This is a genomic window from Pseudomonas sp. Marseille-Q8238, from assembly GCF_965111915.1.
Map to the genome: position 1 here is coordinate 1,202,394 of NZ_CBCOPI010000001.1, position 16,706 is coordinate 1,219,099.

Annotated in this window: 16 protein-coding genes; 6 read left to right on the plus strand and 10 right to left on the minus strand. The window is 62.8% G+C overall.

The window, feature by feature from the left end; all coding sequences use genetic code 11:
• Window positions 1-70: 70 nt before the first annotated feature.
• The 6 genes from ACWPW0_RS05395 to ACWPW0_RS05420 form a co-directional block, all read right to left on the minus strand.
• A complete protein-coding gene (locus ACWPW0_RS05395; protein ID WP_454254662.1) occupies window positions 71-1,255 on the minus strand; it encodes an acetyl-CoA C-acyltransferase in 1,185 nt (394 codons plus the stop codon).
• 23 nt (window positions 1,256-1,278) lie between these two features.
• Window positions 1,279-1,713 (minus strand): acyl-CoA thioesterase, encoded by a 435-nt coding sequence (locus tag ACWPW0_RS05400; protein WP_447589705.1) that lies wholly within the window; start codon window positions 1,711-1,713, stop codon window positions 1,279-1,281.
• A 231-nt stretch (window positions 1,714-1,944) separates the two neighbouring features.
• Complete coding sequence (locus tag ACWPW0_RS05405) at window positions 1,945-3,108, minus strand: iron-containing alcohol dehydrogenase (protein ID WP_454254663.1); 1,164 nt, start codon at window positions 3,106-3,108, stop codon at window positions 1,945-1,947.
• A 17-nt stretch (window positions 3,109-3,125) separates the two neighbouring features.
• Window positions 3,126-4,118: an alpha/beta hydrolase family esterase gene (locus ACWPW0_RS05410; RefSeq protein WP_454254664.1), complete on the minus strand. Its 993-nt coding sequence runs from the start codon at window positions 4,116-4,118 to the stop codon at window positions 3,126-3,128.
• 107 nt (window positions 4,119-4,225) lie between these two features.
• On the minus strand, window positions 4,226-6,001 hold the full coding sequence (locus ACWPW0_RS05415) for an acyl-CoA dehydrogenase C-terminal domain-containing protein (protein WP_454254665.1): 1,776 nt from the start codon (window positions 5,999-6,001) through the stop codon (window positions 4,226-4,228).
• Window positions 5,998-7,266: a 3-hydroxyacyl-CoA dehydrogenase NAD-binding domain-containing protein gene (locus ACWPW0_RS05420; RefSeq protein ID WP_454254666.1), complete on the minus strand. Its 1,269-nt coding sequence runs from the start codon at window positions 7,264-7,266 to the stop codon at window positions 5,998-6,000. Before ACWPW0_RS05420 ends, ACWPW0_RS05415 begins: the two co-directional genes overlap by 4 nt.
• Before the next feature lie 95 nt (window positions 7,267-7,361).
• Between ACWPW0_RS05420 and ACWPW0_RS05425 the strand changes: the two genes are divergently transcribed.
• On the plus strand, window positions 7,362-8,270 hold the full coding sequence (locus tag ACWPW0_RS05425; RefSeq protein ID WP_447589715.1) for a LysR family transcriptional regulator: 909 nt from the start codon (window positions 7,362-7,364) through the stop codon (window positions 8,268-8,270).
• Window positions 8,271-8,448: 178 nt separating this feature from the next.
• On the opposite strand, the gene ACWPW0_RS05430 is transcribed toward ACWPW0_RS05425, so the two are convergent.
• On the minus strand, window positions 8,449-8,865 hold the full coding sequence (locus ACWPW0_RS05430; protein ID WP_447589717.1) for an HPF/RaiA family ribosome-associated protein: 417 nt from the start codon (window positions 8,863-8,865) through the stop codon (window positions 8,449-8,451).
• 299 nt (window positions 8,866-9,164) lie between these two features.
• Here ACWPW0_RS05430 and ACWPW0_RS05435 point away from each other — a divergent pair, with 299 nt between their 5' ends.
• Genes ACWPW0_RS05435 through ACWPW0_RS05450 form a run of 4 tightly spaced genes read left to right on the plus strand, consistent with a single transcriptional unit; the run spans window position 9,165 to window position 12,630 of the window.
• Window positions 9,165-10,310, plus strand: coding sequence for an MlaE family lipid ABC transporter permease subunit (locus ACWPW0_RS05435; protein ID WP_447589719.1), 1,146 nt, complete (start codon window positions 9,165-9,167; stop codon window positions 10,308-10,310).
• Window positions 10,307-11,095: an ABC transporter ATP-binding protein gene (locus ACWPW0_RS05440; protein WP_454254667.1), complete on the plus strand. Its 789-nt coding sequence runs from the start codon at window positions 10,307-10,309 to the stop codon at window positions 11,093-11,095. Before ACWPW0_RS05435 ends, ACWPW0_RS05440 begins: the two co-directional genes overlap by 4 nt.
• A complete protein-coding gene (locus ACWPW0_RS05445) occupies window positions 11,096-12,013 on the plus strand; it encodes an MlaD family protein (RefSeq protein WP_454254668.1) in 918 nt (305 codons plus the stop codon).
• Window positions 12,010-12,630, plus strand: a complete 621-nt coding sequence (locus tag ACWPW0_RS05450; protein ID WP_454254669.1) for an ABC-type transport auxiliary lipoprotein family protein — start codon at window positions 12,010-12,012, stop codon at window positions 12,628-12,630. The genes ACWPW0_RS05445 and ACWPW0_RS05450 overlap by 4 nt, the downstream gene beginning before the upstream one ends.
• A 4-nt stretch (window positions 12,631-12,634) precedes the next feature.
• Here ACWPW0_RS05450 and ACWPW0_RS05455 read toward each other — a convergent pair whose 3' ends face one another.
• From ACWPW0_RS05455 to ACWPW0_RS05465, 3 genes are read right to left on the minus strand one after another with little or no spacing between them, the layout of a single operon-like run.
• A complete protein-coding gene (locus ACWPW0_RS05455; protein ID WP_454254670.1) occupies window positions 12,635-13,996 on the minus strand; it encodes a sensor histidine kinase in 1,362 nt (453 codons plus the stop codon).
• Between the two features lie 30 nt (window positions 13,997-14,026).
• A complete protein-coding gene (locus tag ACWPW0_RS05460; protein WP_454254671.1) occupies window positions 14,027-15,064 on the minus strand; it encodes a response regulator in 1,038 nt (345 codons plus the stop codon).
• A 19-nt stretch (window positions 15,065-15,083) separates the two neighbouring features.
• On the minus strand, window positions 15,084-15,521 hold the full coding sequence (locus tag ACWPW0_RS05465; protein WP_447589731.1) for a hypothetical protein: 438 nt from the start codon (window positions 15,519-15,521) through the stop codon (window positions 15,084-15,086).
• A gap of 873 nt (window positions 15,522-16,394) precedes the next feature.
• On the opposite strand from ACWPW0_RS05465, the gene ACWPW0_RS05470 reads away from it, so the two are divergent.
• Window positions 16,395-16,652, plus strand: a complete 258-nt coding sequence (locus ACWPW0_RS05470) for a Flp family type IVb pilin (RefSeq protein ID WP_447589733.1) — start codon at window positions 16,395-16,397, stop codon at window positions 16,650-16,652.
• The last annotated feature ends 54 nt before the right edge of the window (window positions 16,653-16,706 follow it).

Here is a 16,706-nt window from a genome sequence, read left to right on the forward strand (position 1 = left end):
CGGCAAGGCATGGAGCGTTTCTTTCAGGGCTTCCCGCGGCGGCGCATGACGCCGGCCGCAGGGTTGTGGCTTACAGGACTTCGAACAGGCCTGCGGCACCCATGCCGCCACCGACGCACATGGTCACGACCACGTACTTCACGCCGCGACGCTTACCTTCCAGCAGGGCGTGACCGACCATGCGCGCGCCGCTCATGCCGTACGGGTGGCCAATGGAGATGGCGCCACCGTTGACGTTCAGCTTGGCCGGGTCGATGCCCAGGGTCTGCGCGCTGTACAGCACCTGGCAGGCGAAGGCTTCGTTGAGCTCCCACAGCCCGATGTCGTCGACGGACAGACCATGTTGCTTGAGTAGTTTCGGCACGGCGAAGACCGGGCCGATGCCCATTTCTTCCGGTGCCAGGCCTGCCACGGCGATGCCACGGTACAGGCCCAACGGCTGCACGCCACGCTGGGCGGCCAGGGCGCCGCTCATCAGTACGCAGGCGCTGGCGCCATCGGACAGCTGGCTGGCGTTACCGGCGGTGATGCAGCCGCCTTCGATGACAGGCTTGAGCTTGGTCAGGTCTTCCAGCACGGTTTGCGGACGGTTGCCTTCGTCCAGGCTGAGGGTGACCTCTTCGAAACTGACCGCACCGGTTTCCTTGTCGACCAGTTTCTTGCGCGCGGCGACCGGAACGATTTCGTTGGCGAACAGACCCGCGGCCTGGGCAGCGGCGGTGCGCTGCTGCGACTGCAGGGAGTAGGCATCCTGCGCTTCACGGCTGATGTTGTAGCGTTTGGCGACCAGCTCGGCAGTCTGCAGCATCGGCATGTAGGCATGCTCGGCCATCTTCACCACGGCCGGATCGTAGTCGGCGACGGTCCACTTCATGTGGGTGTTCTGCACCAGGCTGATTTGTTCCTGGCCAGCGCCGACGGTGACTTGCATGCCGTCGACCATGATCTGCTTGGCGGCGATGGAAATGGCCATCAGGCCGGAGGCGCACTGGCGGTCGATGGTCTGGCCGCTGACGGACAGTGGCAGGCCCGCGGCGATCGCCGACAGGCGCGCCAGGTTGGTGGAGGCGGTGCCGCCCTGCATGGCGGTGCCCATCACCAGGTCGTCGATTTCACTCGCCTCGATACCGGAGCGCTCGACAGCGGCACGAATGGCAACGGCGGCCATGGACGGTGACTTGAGGTCGTTGAAGGCGCCGCGGAAGGCTTTGGCGATGGGCGTGCGAGCGGTGGAAACGATGACGGCGTCTTGCATGGCAGTGCTCCTCTTGCTTGTTGTCAGTCACGCACCAGGCGGGCCAAGGCCGCACGCAGTGCTTCTGGAATGGCGACCGGGCGGTTGCTCTGCCGGTCGACGAAAACGTGGACGAAACGTCCGGCGGCGCAGGCTTGCTCCTCGCCGACCTTGAAGATGGCCAGCTCGTACTGCACCGAACTGTTGCCCAATTTGCCGACACGCAGGCCCACCTCGATGAGGTCCGGGAAGGCGATGGAGGCGAAGTAGTCGCAGCTGGAACTGACCACGAAGCCGACCACCTCGCCATCGTGGATATCCAGGCCGCCAGCCTCGATCAGGTAGGTGTTCACCGCGCTGTCGAAGAAGCTGTAATAGACCACGTTGTTGACGTGGCCATAGACGTCGTTGTCGTGCCAGCGCGTGGTGATCGGCTGGAAGTGGACGTAGTCGCTGCGCAGGTAATCGGGTTGGCTCATGGTCGTTCCTTGGGCTCGCGCATCACCCTAACGGTTGGGGTGTGCAGGGGCTAGTTTGATTCGTGGGCTGTATTGGCCCTTATGGATTTGTCGGCATGCAGGGTGGATGGCCACCCCGTGGACCGCCACCCGGAGGATCGCCCCCCGGAGGATCGCGCCATCGACTCACCGGGCGGTGTCGGTAAAAAGCGACGGCTACGCGCCCGAGCCACACCTGCCGGTGCCGGCTGCTCAATACGCCGCGCGGTAGATGGCCAGGGCGTCTGCCTCACTCACCTCGCGTGGGTTATTCACCAGCAGGCGTTGCTGGAGCATGGCGTCGCAGGCCAGTTGTTCGAGCAGGCTTTCCGGGACCTGAGCATCGCGCAGACGTGCGGGCAGGCCACAGCGTGTATTGAGCGCGGCAAGCTCGGTGATGAATTGCGCGCAAAGCTGCTCGGCAGTGCCCGGGCGCAGGCGTTCGCCCAGCAGCAAGGGTGCCAGTTCGGCGTACAGCGCCGTGGCGGCTGGCGCGTTGAAGCGCAAGACATGGGGAAGCACCAGGGCATTGGAAAGCCCATGGGGAATGTGGAAGTGCCCACCCAATGGGTAGGCCAGGGCATGCACGGCACCCACGGGCGCGTTGGCAAAGGCCTGGCCGGCGAGCAGGGCGCCGAGCAGCATGGCCTGGCGCGCCTCGCGGTTCTGGCCGTTGTGCACGGCCTCGTCGAGATTGGCGGCGAGCAGGCGCAACGCTTCGCGGGCGAGCAGGTCGGACAGCGGGTTTTTCTTGATCCGGCTGGTATAGGCCTCGATGGCGTGGACCATGGCGTCGATACCGGTGGCGGCGGTCACCGCAGGCGGCAGGCCTAGGGTCAGGTCGGCGTCGAGCACGGCCAGGTCCGGCAGCAGCAGCGGCGAGACCACGCCCATCTTGGTGGTTTCACCGGTGGTGATGATGGCGATCTGCGTCACCTCCGAGCCGGTCCCGGCGGTGGTCGGCACCTGGATCAGCGGCAGACGCTGGCCTTTGGCGTTACCAACTCCGTAGATAGCCTTGAGCGACTGCTTGCAGCCTGGATGGGCGAGCAGGGCGACCAGCTTGGCCACGTCCATCGAGCTGCCTCCGCCGAAGCCGATCACCAGTTCCGCCTCGAGTGCGATGGCGCGTTCGACGGCATTGAGCACGATGGCTTCCGGTGGGTCGGCGACCACCCGGTCGAAGACCTCGACGGCTACATTCGCGGCGGCAAACCCAGGCAGTACCGCATCCAGCAGGCCGAAGCGGGTGATGCCGGGGTCGGTGACGATCAAGACGCGGTGGGCGCCACGTTCACGGCACAGCTCGGCCAGGCGTACGGCGCTGCCGGATTCGCAGAGAATCTGCGCGGTGGTGGCGAAACTGAAAGGTTGCATGGCTCTACCTCCAAGGGTCAGCGTGAGGCCGGCGCGGGACGCTGGCGAGCGAAGAAGTCCCAGATGGCCTGGGGGCCATCGAAGCCGGAGAGGGTCGGGCCAAGTAGGCGCGGCGCGCGAAAGCCAGCCTGGGGTAGCAGGTGGCCACCGCCGATCACCGAATACAAGGCGACTTCGGGCTGGCCGCTGGCTTGCCATTGATCAAGGCTGACGCGCTGGTCGCGGCGTGTCGGTTCGGACCAGACGACGCTGCTGTGCACGGCATCTCTCGGATAGCCGGCGAGGTTGGCGAAGTACAGGGCAGACTCATAGGCCGAACGCACCGTGCCCCGGTTACCGACACCAAGTAGGGTGACCACGCCACCGTTGTACGGGTTGATCGGGTCGCGCGTGCCGTTCATCAACAGCACCGGTACAGGCTGGCCAGACGCCTGGCAATCCAGGTTGTCGTCACTTGGCAGGTTGGCGGCAAAGGCGGCGACGCCGGCCAGCAAGGTCGGGTTCTCCAGGGCGATGCGCAGGCCAAGCTGGCCGCCGTTGGAGTAGCCGGCCAGGAAGGCACGTTGCGGATCGGCGCCGTGCTGGCTGGCGAAGCGCTGGATCAGCGCGGCGATCAGGCCCTTGTCGTCGATGTTCTGCGTGCGCGCCGGGTAGTCGGCTGTGCGGCGGCAGTCGTTCCAGTTCTTCTCGAAGCCTTGTGGGTAGACGACGATGAACCCGTGCTGGTCGGCCAGGCGCTCGAACTCGTAGGCACTGAAGGTGCGGATATCGTCGATGGTCTGCAGAGAACCGTGCAGGACGAATACCAGTGGCGCGTTGGCCGGCAGCTTGGCCGGGATATAAGAGGCGTAGTCCCGTTGCAGGCCACCGAACTCGATACGTTCGTGCTGCAGGGCGGCGCTCAGGACCGGCAGGGCAGGCTTGGGGGCATAGAGAAAGTAGCCGTACAGACCGGCCACCAGGGCAGCCAGCAGCAGGAGTGGAATCAGCACCTTTCTTGTCGTTTTCATGTGTGCTTCACCGTCATGGATGGTCGAGCGTCAAGTGTAGGGTGCGCCGTGTGCAGCGACTGTGCCAGTGCACATGGCAGGCACGGCGTACCCTACGGTCTGGGCCTTTAGAAGGCGAAACTCTCCTCCGGCATGGCCATCAGGCACTCGGCGCCGCCCAGCAGGGCTTCGCGGTGGCTGCTGGCGCGTGGCAGTACGCGGCGCAGGTAGAACGCCGCGCTGTGCAGCTTGGCCTGGTAGAACGCCTGCTCGCCCGTGCCGGCATCCAGCGCATCCTGGGCGCGGGCAGCGGCGTGCAGCCACAGGCCGGCGAGCAGGGCGTAGGCCGAATACTGTAGGAAGTCTACCGAGCAGGCGCCGATTTCCTGGGCATCACGCTGGCTCATGGCGATCACCTCCCCAGCCAGCACGCGCCATTCGACCAGGCGCGTGCCAACCACACTGGCCATTTCCGCCAGCGCCGGGCGCTGCGCCAGGCTGTTGGCCAGCTCACTGAATTCGCCGATCAGCGCAGTCAGCTCGCCGCCACCGTCGCCAAGCAGCTTGCGGCGGATCAGGTCGAGCGCCTGGATACCGTTGGTGCCCTCGTAGAGCTGGGTGATGCGGCTGTCGCGCATCAGTTGCTCCATGCCCCACTCGCGGATAAAACCGTGGCCGCCGTAGACCTGCACGGCATGGCTGGAGACTTCCTGGCCCATGTCGGTGAAGAAGGCTTTGACGATCGGGATCAGCAACGCGGCGCGCTTGCCTGCGGCCTTGCGTGTCGCCGTATCCGGATGGCCGTGCTCCAGATCGAGCTGGCGCGCGGTGTAGGCAGCGAGCATGCGGCTGCCTTCGACCAGGGTCTTCTGGGTCAGCAGCATGCGCCGCACGTCCGGGTGGACGATGATCGGGTCGGCGGCTTTCTCCGGTTGCTGGGCACCGGTCAGGCTGCGCGACTGCAGGCGCTCACGGGCATAGCGCAGGGCGCCCTGGAAGGCGGCCTCGGCGATACCCAGGCCCTGCAGACCGACCTGGAAGCGTGCATCGTTCATCATGGTGAACATACATGCCAGGCCCTGATTGGCGTCGCCGATCAGCCAGCCGGTAGCGCCGTCGAAATTCATCACGCAGGTGGATGCGCCCTTGATGCCCATCTTGTGCTCGATGGCGCCGCAGCTCAGTGCGTTGCGCGCGGCATCGGGAAGGACTTTCGGCACGAGGAACAGGCTGATGCCTTTGACCCCGGCCGGTGCATCCGGCAGGCGGGCGAGCACCAGGTGAATGATGTTGTCGGACAGGTCCTGTTCGCCGCCGCTGATGAAAATCTTGCTGCCGCTGATGCGGTAGCTGCCGTCGGCCTGGGGTTCGGCTTTGGTGCGCAACAGGGCAAGATCGGTACCGGCCTGCGGTTCGGTGAGGCACATGGTGCCGGTCCATTCGCCGCTGACCATCTTGCCCAGGTAGGCGCTTTGCAGTTCGGCGCTGCCGTGCTTGTGCAGGGCCAGTACCGCGCCTTCGGTAAGGCCGGAATAGACACGGAACGACAGACTGGCGGACATCAGCATTTCGTGGAAATTACACGCCACCAGTTGCGGGAAACCCTGGCCGCCGAACTCGACCGGGCCGGTCATGCTGGCCCAGCCGTTTTCCACGAACTGTTTGTAGGCGGCGCGGAAACCTTTGGGCGTGGTCACGTTGCCGTCAACGAGTTGGCAGCCTTCCTCGTCGCTGTTGCGGTTGAGCGGGGCGACTTCATGGGCGGTAAAGGCGGCGGCCTCTTCCAGCACGCCGTCGATCAGTTCGCGATCGAGGCCATTGCCCAGCAGCTCGCAGTGGGCGCTGACGTCGAACAGTTCGTGTAGCACGAAGTGCATATCACGCAGGGGGGCCTGGTAGCTCATACGGAACCCTCCTTGACGTCGGTTACCCGCACGTCGGCTACCCGCATGTCGGCAAAGCGCTTGCCATTGGTGGCGAGCGTTTCGATCAGTCGTGCGGGTTGCCAGTGCTCACCGAAGCGCGCCTGCAGATCTTTCAGGCGTTGATACAGCGCGGCGGCGCCCTGGGCGTCAGCCCAGTTCATCGGCCCGCCCTTGTCGGCCGGGAAACCGTAACCGTTGAGGTAGACCAGGTCGATGTCATGGCTGTTGGCGGCGATGTTCTCTTCGAGAATCTTCGCCCCTTCGTTGACCAGGGCCAGCAGGCAACGCTCGAGGATTTCCTCGCTGCCAATCTCGCGGCGTGTGTAGCCGAGGGATTCGGACACGTCCTGTACGAGGGCGTCGACCTCCGGGTCGTGCTCGGCCTGGCGGCTGCCTTCGGCGTAGCGGTAGTAGCCCATGCGCGACTTCTGGCCGAAGCGGCCAAGGGTACAGAGGCGGTTGTCGACCTGCACCACGTCCTGATCCTGGCCCTTGCCGGCCAGTTCGCGAGCGCGCCATTCCAGGTCGATACCGACCACGTCGTACATGCGGAACGGACCCATGGCGAAGCCGAAGCCCTGCAGTGCGGCATCGACCTGATGCGGGTAGGCGCCTTCGAGCAGCATGCTGCGGGCTTCCTTCACATAGGTGTTGAGCATGCGATTGCCGATGAAACCGTCGCAGTTGCCGGCGACCACGCTGACCTTGCCGATACGCTCGCCAAGGGCCAGGGCTGTGTCGAGCACCGCCGGGGCGGTCTTGGCGCCGCGGACGATTTCCAGCAGCTTCATGATGTGCGCCGGGCTGAAGAAGTGCAGGCCGAGTACCTGTTGCGGGCGCTGGGTGACGGCGGCGATGGCGTCGATATCCAGGGCCGAGGTGTTGCTGGCAAGGATGGCCGAGGGCTTCAGCAAACCGTCGAGGGTGCGGAAGATCTGCTGCTTGAGTTCGAGGTTTTCATAAACCGCTTCAATCACCAGGTCGACATCGGCCAGTGCCGGGTAGTCGGCTGCCGGGCTGACCAAGGCGCGGCGTGCACCGGCCTGGCCTTCGTCGATGCGTCCCTGGCGCACGCTGTGAGCCCAGGTGTCGGCGATGGCAGCCAGGGCCTGCTCGAGCATCTGCGGATTATTGTCCAGCCACAGTACCGGGATGCCGGCGTTGGCCAGGCTCATGACGATTCCGCGGCCCATGGTGCCGGCGCCGATCACGGCGACCTGCTGAATGCTGAAGCTGTTGCTCATCGGTTTTCCTCACGGCGTGGAACAGAAAGAGACGCACCTTAGGTAAGCCGCTACTATTTTAGAAATTTTGTCTTGTGATAAGTTGAATTTGGCTTGTGAATATATCGACCTTCGATCTCAACCTGTTGCGCGTCCTAGACGCCTTGCTGCGCGAGCGCAACGTGTCCCGTGCGGCGGAACGCCTGTCGCTGAGTCAGCCGGCTGTGAGCAATGCGCTCAATCGCCTGCGTGGCCTGCTCGACGATCCCTTGCTGGTGCGTGTTGGCCGGGTGATGCAGCCAACGCCGCGGGCTTTGGCACTGGAGGCGCCGATTCGCGATGCATTGCAGCGCATCGAGCAGAGCCTGAGTGGCGATGCGCCGTTCGACCCGGCGCGCAGCCGGCAGCGTTTCCGTATCGCCATCACCGACTATGTCGAGCTGATCCTGATGCCACCGCTGTTACGGCAGTTGTCTGCCCTGGCGCCCGGTGTGCAGATCGACATCCAGCACCTGTCGCCGACCTTGCCAGGCGAGGCGCTGGCCAAAGGTGAACTGGACCTGGTACTGGGGCGTTTCGAGCATGTGCCGGAGCGCTTCATCACGCAGCGCTGGCTCAGCGAAACCTTGCAACTGGTCGCCCATCGAGACCACCCGGGGCTGCGCGGCACGCTGGATCTCGACAGTTTCCTGGCCCAGCGGCATCTGTGGGTGCATGGCGGGCAGACGCGCGGCATGGTCGAGCAGTGGTTGGGCGAGCGTGGTCTGGCGCGGGAGATCGTCTACACCACGCCGAACTACCTGCAGGCCGCCCATATCGTTGCCAGCAGTGACCTGGTCGTGGTGCTGCCGACGCGCCTGGCGCGCTATTACTCCGCGCTGCTGCCGCTGCAGGTGCACGAGTTGCCATTCGAGTTGGGGCCGTTCCATCTGGATGTGGTCAGCCTGGAGTTGCGCCAGCGTGAAAAGGCGTTGCAGTGGCTGATCGAGCAGATCATCGCGCTGGGGCGTGGGGTGTCTGCTTAACATCGGAGCGTGGCTTGCGAAGGATAGGTGTCAGGCGAATCGGCGTGCTTTCTGGTGCGCATGGCGCCCTTGCAAGGGCGTTCTGCTGAGCTGTTGCAACACCTAGGGTGCGTGCGCATCGTGGAGAACAGGATGATTGGCTGCCACGCTGGGCGTGGCAGCTCACAGGCAGGAAGGGTCAGTCTTTACCGAGTGCCTGCTGGTTGGCCAGGAAGTCTTCCTGCAGCAGCGCGTCGGTGTCTTCTTTCAGGTCATCATCAAGTGGGGCTTTGAGCTGGCCAGGCGATTTGGCCTCGAGCCGGCCGACCAGGTGTTCCAGGGCATGGCGCATTTTTTCCGCAGCGCCTTCCACGGCCTGCTCCAGTGATTCTGCCTTGTGCGTAACGGAGAGCGACTGGTGGCCCTTGGGCCGGGCTTCGATCTGGCAGCGTTTGTCTTCGGCCCCGGACTTGGCGCCGTTCTCGTCGCTGACATGAATCTCCAGGCGGGTGAGGTAATCCTCGAATCGGTCCAGTCGACCCGCGACCGCCGAACCTACCCATTCCTGAAGTCGGGCACTGCCTTCGATGTGGTTACTGTTCACTTGAACCTGCATGGTATTCCTCGTTTCTGACGGGCTTGTAACCTTCGAGGCCTGGTCTGTTGTCCAGGTTCCTCGGCTTTCTGCTCAGCACGTGACGGGGTATTGCAGGGCCTTGCACAGGCCGGTGTGAGGTGATGGAGAGTGCGTGCACGCGGCACGCACGCCAGCAGTCTGCCGGGGGCATCGATGGATGGCACCGCACAGGCCTGCCATTGCACTGTACGGCAGCCGCGGCAGAACTGCTTGTGTACTTTTGTCGCACTGGTCTACGGCGTTGTTATCGATGGGCATCGGCAAGTAAGCTGTCGGGCATGACAACAGCACCCTTCATCACATCGCTTCAGCCTGACCGGTCGGATGCACCTGCGCGCTTGCAGGTAGGCGGCGACTGGACGCTGGCTCATTACGCTCGGTTGGAAGAGCAGGTCGATGCATTGAGCAACAGCCTGCCCGCCGGGACGGAGGTCGATCTGCAACAGTTGGGCGCATTGGATACCTCGGGTGCCGCGCTGCTGGTCCGTTTGCTTGGCGAGCAGCGCCTGACGCGTGTAACCGGTGCGGATTCAAGCCTGCCGACCGAGCGCCGTGCCTTGCTGCGGACGGTGGGGGCGGCGCTCAGCGAATCGACTGCGTTGCCTCCTGCTCGTCACTCACCTGCCTGGCGCGAGTTGCTCGGGCATATCGGTGAAGCAGTCGACGGGCTCTGGCAGCAGACGGTGGCCTTGCTCGGTTTCATCGGCCTGACGCTCAGTGCGATGTTTGCGATCGTTCTTCGCCCACGTCGCTGGCGCATCACCGCCCTGGTGGCGCAGTTGGAGCAGAGCGGGCTCAACGCGGTGCCCATCGTCGCCTTGCTGACGTTCCTCGTCGGTGCGGTCGTGGCGTTTCTCGGCGCGACCATCCTCGCTGACTTCGGCGCGAGCATCTACACGGTCAATCTGGTGGCGTTTTCCTTCCTGCGCGAATTCGGTGTACTGCTTACCGCCATTCTCATGGCCGGGCGTACGGCCAGTGCCTTTACCGCGCAGATCGGCTCGATGAAGGCCAACGAAGAGATCGATGCGATTCGCACCCTGGGTCTCAGCCCGATGGAGCTGCTGGTGCTGCCGCGGGTCTTCGCGCTGCTGATCGCGCTGCCGATTCTGACCTTCATCGCGATGCTCAGCGGCATGCTGGGCGGTGCTGTGGTCTGTGCCCTGACCCTGGATATTTCGCCGCTCATGTATCTGTCGATCCTGCAGGACAGTGTCGAGGTGAAGCACTTTCTGGTGGGCATCGGCAAGGCACCGATCTTCGCGTTCCTGATTGCGGTGATCGGTTGCCTCGAAGGCTTCAAGGTCACCGGCAGTGCGCAATCGGTGGGTGAGCGAACCACCTCCAGCGTGGTGCAGTCGATCTTCGTGGTGATCCTGCTGGACGCCCTGGCCGCGTTGTTCCTGATGGAGATGGGCTGGTGAGCCGCGAATCGATCATCGAGGTCCGTGATCTGTGCAACCGCTTCGGCGCACAAACCGTGCACCAGGGGCTGGATCTGGATTTGTACAAAGGGGAAGTGCTGGGTGTGGTCGGTGGCTCCGGGACCGGCAAGTCGGTGTTGCTGCGCAGCATCGTCGGGCTGCGTCAGCCAACCTCAGGGCGGGTGCGGGTGTTCGGTGAGGAGCTGCTCAGCCTGCCGCCCGAGCGTCGTTCGCAGCTGGAGCGGCGCTTTGGTGTGCTGTACCAGCGCGGCGCCCTGTTTTCATCGCTGACCGTGACCGAGAACATCGCCTTGCCGCTGATCGAGCATGCTGGTCTCAAGCGCCCTGCTGCCGAGCGGCTGGCCCAGGTCAAGCTGGCACTGGTCGGCTTGCCGGCCAATGCCGGTGACAAATACCCCACGGAGTTGTCGGGTGGCATGATCAAACGTGCCGCGTTGGGCCGGGCATTGGCATTGGAGCCGGATATCCTGTTTCTCGATGAGCCGACGGCGGGCCTTGACCCGGTAGGGGCGGCGGCTTTCGATCAATTGATTCTGACCCTGCGTGATGCGCTGGGGCTCAGCGTGTTTCTGGTCACCCATGACCTCGACACGCTCTACACCATCTGCGACCGGGTCGCAGTGTTGGCGCACAAGCGCGTACTGGTAGCGGATCGTCTGTCCGTGGTTGCGGCCACCGACGATCCCTGGATTCATGACTATTTTCACGGCCCGCGCGGACGCGCAGCCGAGCAGGCCGCCACTGGCGCGCCAGGGAGTGCCTGAATGGAACCGCGTGCCCATCACGTCATCATCGGCCTGTTTACCGTGCTCACGGTCAGTGCCGCACTGTTGTTCGCCCTGTGGCTGGTCAAGTCCAGCGCGGACAATGAATTCAGCGAATACGATGTGATCTTCAACGAGGCGGTCAGTGGCCTGTCGCAGGGCAGTGGCGTGCAGTACAGCGGGATCAAGATTGGTGATGTGGTCAGCATCGGTCTGGACCCCAGTGATCCGCGCAAGGTGCATGCGCGCATCCGGGTCGCTGGCAATACACCGATCAAGCAGGACACCCGGGCGCGGCTGACGATCACCGGCATCACGGGCACGTCGGTGATCCAGCTGCATGGCGGCACGCCGGAAAGCCCCGTGCTCAAAGGCAGTGGCGACCACCCCGCGCAGATCATCGCCGATCCATCACCCCTGTCACGGCTGATGGCCAATGGCGAGGACCTGATTGTCAGCGTCACCCGCCTGCTCAATCGGGCCAACCAGATGTTCTCCCGGGAGAACGCTGCACGGGTCTCGCGCACCCTGGAAAACCTCGAACAGACCACCGCCAGCGTGGCCGGCCAACGCGATCAACTGGCCGAGGCGCTGGCCCAGATCAGCAGCGCCAGTCGCGAAGCGGCAGGGCTGATGAACAATGCCAACCAGTTGCTCAGTGGCCCGGGCCGGCAAAGCCTGGACAGTGCGGAACGCATGCTCGGTTCGCTGGAGCGCAGCAGTCGCAACATCGAGCGCCTGCTCGACGATAACCGCAGCGCGCTCGACGGCGGCCTGCGGGGCGTCAGCGAGCTGGGCCCGGCCATCAGCGAGCTGCGCGACACACTGGACAGCCTGCGCTCATTCTCGCGCCGTCTGGAAGAAGACCCGACCGGTTACCTGTTGCGCAGCGATACCATCAAGGAGTTCCAACCATGACCCGCCATCTTTTGCCTTCACTCTTGGTGATGTCGTGCGCGTTGCTCAGTGCCTGCTCGATCCTGCCCAAGAGCGAAGCGTTGGATATCTATCAGCTGCCTACAAAGGTAGCGGTGGCCAACACCAGCCAGGCGGGTGTGCCGTGGAGCTTGCGGGTAAGTAAACCGCTGGCCAGCCAGCTACTGGATAGCACGCGGATTGCCGTACTGCCGGAAGGGGATCGCATCAGTGCCTACAAGGGCGTGCGTTGGAGCGACCGGGCGCCGGTATTGCTGCGTGATCGCCTGATCGAGGCGTTCCTGCAGGATGGCCGTATGGCCGCGGTCAGCAGTGATACCAGCCGCCTGCAGTCAGACCTGGAACTGGTCACGGACCTGCGAGCATTCCAGAGCGAGTACCGCGATGGCCAACCCCAGGTGCATCTCGTCCTCGATGCCAAACTGGTGAACGGCGGTACGCAACGTATCCTTGTCAGCCAACGCTTCGACGTGCGCCAAGCCTCGGCAGATGCGTCGGTGCCTGCGGTGGTACGGGCCTTTGGCCAGGCGGCTGATCAGCTAAGCGAGCAGGTCGTGCAGTGGTCGTTGCGCCAGAGCGAGCGTCTGCCGCGCCCCTGAAGGCTCAGTAACCGAGCTGCTCGGCAGTGGGCTGCGGTGGTGGCGTCTGCTGGCGTGCTTTCAGTGGCAGGGTCAGGGTGAAGATCGCGCCTCCCTCAACTGCGTTATGTGCATTCAGAGCACCGTCATGCCACTGTGCCAAGGTCTGGGCGATGGACAGGCCGAGGCCGATACCTGCCACGTGCTGGGTGTTTTCACTGCGATAGAAGCGTTCGAAGATCAGCTCCAGATCTTCCTCGGGAATGCCAGGGCCGAAGTCGCGCACGCTACAGAGCAGGTGACCCTCCTCAATCCGCAGGTCAATCTCGATGGGTTTTTCGAGCGGGCTGTACTTGTGTGCATTGGAGAGCAGGTTGCAGAGAATTTCCACGCACCAGATGCGGTCGCACTCGACCCAGATGGGCCGCGTACCCTGGGATGAACTCATGCGGATGGTGCGTTCGCTCAGTAAGTCCCCAAAGCGTTCCTGGGCGCCTGCCAGCACGGTCAGCCAGTCGCAACGGTGATGCTCCAGAGTCGGCATGTTCTCGCTGCTGTTGACCCCCTCATCCAGGCGCAGGCCTTCAAGTACCCGGCCTATGAGGTGGTTGAGGTGATTGACCGATGCGCGAATCCGCTGTGAACGCTCGAGAATGTTCTGTTCCTGGGGCGGTTCGCTGAGCTGGCGTTTCAGGCGCTGTGCGGTGGAGTCGATGACCGCCAGCGGGGTACGCAACTGGTGAGACATGAGCGAAACGAAGTCGCGATAGCGCAGACGGGTAGAGCGTTCCTGCTGCAGTTCCTCCAATAGCGTGCGGGTCTGCATGTGCTGGCGAACCACTTTTTCGTTGGCCTCCTTGGCACGCTTGAGGCTGTTTACCAGTTGCCAGCACAGCAAGGCACCGGCGAGCAGAATGCCCATGACTGCCGCCATGACTTGCAGGATCAGCCTACGGTGAGCATCGCGTTGCGCACCGGCCTCTTCGCGCTCGGTGATCATGACCGTGTTGCCGGCTTGACGCAGAGTGTGCAGCAAGGCTGCATAGTCGGCTGCAGGGTCGTCCAGGCTTTTGCTGACTTGCTGAATGATCTCCCAGACACCGCTCTTCTGCATGTAGCGGCGTTGGGGTCCCTCCTCGAGCATCATGAGGCGAGACTTGAGCAGGTCATGGTGCAGCTCTTTGTCGGCGCGGGACTGAGGCGTTTCGGGGTTGATGGATGTGGCCTGGTACAGCCGGCCGCTCTGGTAAACGGCCTGGCTGAGTGCCCAGACCATGTTCTCGCCTACATCGGCACTGACTTCCGATTGCAGATCGAAGAGCTTGTACAGGGCGTAACCCAGCATCAGTACGAAAAACAGGACCGCGACCAGTGCGAGCAGACTCACGCGGTCCGTTCTGAGGTTCCTCCTGGGCATCTACTTCTTCGCCATGACGGATGTGGCATCAGGCATGGCCCAGCCAGTACTCAGTATGAGTGCAACCAGGTCAGACTGGCGGGTGACGCCGGTCTTGGAGAAGAGATTGCGCAGGTGAAAAGCGATGGTGGTCGAAGACACGCCCAGTTCGCTGGCCACTTCCTCCGAACGCAGGCCTTGAGCGAGCAGCAGTGCTACAGCGGCTTCCGACGGCGTTAGAGCAAACAGCTGACGCAGGATTTCAGGGCCGGGCAGTGGCCGGCTTTGTGTGGATGACACGAATATCGCCAGCAGCCTTTCCGGGTTTTCACCATCGAGAGGGGACTCCAGGCAGAGCAGAGTAGCGACGACGGGAGAACCTGCATCGGTGCGCTCAAGGACCAGCACCTGGCGCTCTCCGGGGGCGACCAGTGCATTGAGGCATTGCTGCATCTTGAGGGTGGTGGCAGCGCTGAGTGCGGGCCAGATGACATGTCCCTGTGCATTGCGCTGCCAGACCCCTTCTTCCTTCGAGAGGCGCAGAGCCTTGGGCGTGGCGTATAGCAACTGTCCCGCTGGGTTACAGAGCAGCACCGCGCCGGGCAATTGCTCGAAGATACCTTGCAAGCGTTGAAGCAGATTGGGTTGTTGGCGCTGGGCATGGTCGCGCAGGCGTGCTACCTGGCCCAGGCGTGCTTTGATGGTGGCTAGCAGCATGTCGTAATCCACCGGCTTGACTAGGTAATCGTCGATGCCTTCGCGCTTGGCTTCGATGATGGCGCTACGGTGCCCCAGTGCAGTGAGAAACAGAAAGGGCGTATCGGCCAGGTCAGGGCGCGATTCACGGATATGCTGGTGAATGAAATAGCCATCGCGCGTGCTGTCACCACCGAGCATCACGTCACACAGAATCAGATCAGGTCGCGTGGTCTGCAAATGGACCAGCGCTTCGTTTGCCGAGGTGGCGGTGAGCACCCGGTAACCGGCAGTGGTCAGTTCATCGCGAACGTCGTTCAGCAGCGTGATTTCATCTTCGATGCATAGAATGCAGGCGGACATTACGGGCTCCTGCAGGCATCTAGGGCGTGACGATGATGTTGCGCAGCATCCACGCCCAGCGATAGTCCACGCGTGACTCTTGCAAGGCCGGAACCTCGTCTCTTGGATAGACGACCCACAAGGGACCATGGTCGGTCCGGGTCAGTGCAGTGCCATCCATGCGATGGGCGAGGATGGCGTCCCACTGGAGGTAGTCCTTCATGCTGACTTCTACCTCGTATTCGTTCAGGGCGATCAGCTTGAGCGATGCATTTGCGGCAACAGGTGTATCCAGCAAGGCCATCACATCACGCATCAATGGCCCTTCGAAGTCTTTGACGCCATCGGTCCAGGCGGTGGAGGTGTGCACATGGCGTTGCGGCAGTGCCTCTATCTGCTCGCGGCTGATATCCAGGGTCTGTTGCGCTGTTTTAATGGTCAGTAGTGTTTCGGCACTTGCGGCGTTGACGTGCAGCATGGGACAGAGGAGAAGCAGGCTGAGCGCGCTGGCCAAAAGGCTGTGGGCTTGACGTGATGTGCTAGGTGCTGAAAGGGTTCGTGCACGCAGCCACATGGATATGATGGTCATCTGTATTCCCCCGAACTTCAGAGTCTTTGCCGTGACGCTGCGTGGCCAAGCGCTCGACTTCCAATTGCTGCATGTAGGGCAGTTTTAGTTGTTCTTATTTGTTCGATCAGGGTGGGTGCTGCCTGCGGCCCTGAATTTTTATGTTCTTGATCCAGATCGCGTTCGTTGCGCTGAGCTGGTGGTGCGAGCCAGGCCCTTACCCACTGGTACGATCGTGCACAAATTGCGGCGAACCCAGTGCGGTGATAGGGGCTTCCCGGCCAAAATCTGGGTGGTATTTAAGCCCAGCTTTTTTGTTGGCGGGGGATTGTATACCTGAAATTGGTGATGTCTTGCCGGTTTTTGATTTGTAAATATCAAAAATGGGAATCACCGTTCATCTGTTGGTCGCGGCGGTGATCAAGAGAACGCTCCTTGATGAGTAGGGCTTTCGCAGCCTGTAGAGCGAGTCTTTCAGTGCCAAGGACTCGGATCCGATGCGCCAGTGCGCCCCCAAGGCCTGCATTGGATTTGGCATGACAAGGCAGCCCTCATAAAACTGTCCGGAAGGTCAAAAATAGCTTCCCTATCTAAACGAACGGGGCGTGAAGGCAGGACTCTGGGCTACTGTCGAAAAAGTGATGGGCGGTTGGAACTTTTCCATGTCGGAAAGGTACTCGCCGACTCTGGTTTGGGGTGTCCGATAGCTTATCCGGACATGTACCTGGCCTCGCCATTTTTTCCGTAGCCAAGAAAGGACTCGCAGGGTCCGAGGGGAGTTTCATGTCGCTTAAATCGCGTGCACGTCAGCTGGGTCAGGGCATGACCGAATACATCATCATCGTGGCCTTGATCGCCATTTCCGCGATCGTCGTCTACAACCTGTTCGGCAGTACGGTACGCGAGCAAGTCGGTGATATGGCGGCCGAACTGGGTGGTGGTGAGGCCAAGAAGACAGCTGAAGCAACAGGTGGCGAGGCGCAAACCGCCGCCGGGAGAAAGTCCAACCTGAGCGACTTCCAACAGGACGAGCGTAAGTAAGCGCGGCTTGGCAGGGAGGCGTTGGCGGTGAATCGCACGCGACAGCGGGGACAG